Below are 2420 nucleotides of genomic sequence, written 5' to 3' on the forward strand. Positions count from 1 at the left end.
TCTCGGAAACAGCTAGACAACTTAGCATTTCAATGCAAACTCTTTCAAATTGGAATACCAAAGCAAAGGCTGGAACTTTAGCAGGTACAAAACAGTATTCACCTGATCTAAACGCTCTACTCGAAGAAAATAAAAAACTCAAACAACAGCTCAAAATAGCTGAAATGGAACGTGAATTTTTAAAAAAGGCAGCAGCGTACTTTGCCAAAGAAAGTCAGTAAGGTACGCCTATATGAAACAAAAAAGATATTCTTTTCCAATTACCTTAATGGCTCGATTACTTCATGTTTCAGTTTCATGTTTTTATGATTGGCTCAAGAGAGGCGTGAGCAAAAGAACGATTCAACGAAATCAACAGACGATATTGGTGAAAATAGCCCATGAGGAGACAAGGCAGAGCTATGGTTATATTCGATTAACCAAATACTTACAAGCTCAGGGCAAGTGGTTGGCTATAGCTTAAATGAGCGCATGACAGCACAGCTTGTTTGTAATGCGCTAAATATGGCTATTCACAATCAAAAACCAACCAAAGAACTGATTGTGCATTCAGACAGAGGAAGTCAATATTGCAGCCATGAATATCGAAATATACTTGAGCAATATGGTTTTCAAGGTTCAATGAGCAAGCGCGGAGACTGTTACGATAATGCACCGATTGAAAGCTTTTGGGGAATACTGAAAAATGAGTTAGTGCATCATTACAACTATCAAACCAGAGAAGAAGCCAAAGCAGATATTATAAAATACATTGAATTATTTTATAATCATCGAAGAATTCAAAAGGGTTTGGGTTTTAAGACACCAAATCAAATGGCCGAAGACTTTTATAAGTTGGCTGCCTAGAATCTCCCAAGGGAAAGTCTCCTGATAATTCAGCGTATATCATTAACTTTTTAAATCTAAAAAACAGGAATTTCATTTATGTCTAAACACTATGATTATATTGCGATTGGCGGAGGCAGTGGCGGTATTGCATCAGTCAATCGTGCTGCCATGTATGGTAAGAAATGTGCACTGATAGAAATGGGTGATATTGGTGGAACCTGTGTCAACGTAGGATGTGTTCCTAAAAAAGTGATGTGGTATTCAGCTCAAATTGCCGATGCGATTCATAAATATGGTCCTGACTATGGCTTTAATACAGAATTGAAATCCTTTAACTGGAAGAAATTAGTTGAAAACAGACAAGCCTATATCAGCCGAATACATACATCGTATGACACAGGACTAGCTAAAAATAATGTTGATGTCATTCGAGGTTTTGCAAAATTTTTAGATGCTCAAACAATTGAAGTAAATGGTGAAACGTACACAGCTGACCATATTTTAATTGCTACGGGGACTCAAGCATTCAAACCTGAAATTGAAGGTGCTGAATATGGTATTGATTCCAATGGTTTCTTCGGATTAGAACACTTACCGAAGCGGACTGCTATTGTTGGTTCTGGCTATATTGCTGTGGAATTGGCAGGTGTTCTTAATGCATTGGGTTCGAATGTACAATTATTTATTCGTAAACATCAGCCTTTGCGTGGATTAGATCATTTCCTTGGTAAAACACTATTAGAGAATATGCGCAGTGAAAATATTAACGTGCATACTCATAGTCAGATTAACAAAGTGACTAAAGTTCAAGATAACTCACTTGTATTACACCTAGAAGATGGTACAGAACATAGTGTAGATTGCTTGATTTGGGCAATTGGTAGAAAACCTGCAACTGAAGCGATCAATCTTAATAAGACTCAAGTTCAATTGAACGAGAATCGCTTTATTCATGTTGATGCATATCAAAATACAACACAGTCTGGCATTTATGCAGTGGGTGATATTACAGGTAAAGTCGAGTTAACACCTGTTGCTGTGGCAGCGGGTCGAAGACTGTCTGAACGTTTATTTAACAATAAGCCAAATGAACATTTAGATTATGAAAATATTCCGACTGTGGTGTTTAGTCACCCACCTATTGGAACAGTTGGATTAACCGAAGATCAAGCCATAGAAAAATTTGGTAAAGATGCCATCAAAATTTATAGTTCTTCCTTTACATCCATGTATACAGCGATAACAGAACATCGACAACTCACAAAAATGAAATTAATTTGTGTAGGAACTGATGAGAAAGTGGTCGGAATTCATGGTATTGGATACGGTATGGATGAAATTCTGCAAGGCTTTGCTGTTGCTTTAAAAATGGGAGCAACTAAAAAAGACTTCGATAACACTTTAGCAATTCATCCGACTTCTGCTGAAGAATTCGTCACAATGCGTTAATCATTGATCATCTAAAAGAGCATTTATTTATATATTTGCTCTTATTTTTATATTCTATATCCAAATTATGAACTTTCAACAACTTAGAATTATTAGAGAACTCACTCAACATAATCTCAATTTATCACAAACAGCACATGCTC

General features: G+C 36.4%; 1 protein-coding gene and 1 pseudogene. Both read left to right on the forward strand.

What is annotated here, in order from left to right; genetic code table 11:
* Nucleotides 1-846, forward strand: a pseudogene (locus ACY3FQ_RS00965) (IS3 family transposase); the annotation flags it as partial.
* Nucleotides 847-924: 78 nt separating this feature from the next.
* Complete coding sequence (gene gorA / locus ACY3FQ_RS00970; protein ID WP_002122354.1) at nucleotides 925-2277, forward strand: glutathione-disulfide reductase; 1353 nt, start codon at nucleotides 925-927, stop codon at nucleotides 2275-2277.
* Nucleotides 2278-2420: the final 143 nt, after the last annotated feature.

The sequence above is a fragment of the Acinetobacter sp. AB03 genome (genome assembly GCF_058107045.1).

Bases quoted from the DNA above. Each gene is read 5' to 3' on its own strand.
- gorA (WP_002122354.1), top strand. From the start codon at position 925: ATGTCTAAACACTATGATTATATTGCGATTGGCGGAGGCAGTGGCGGT.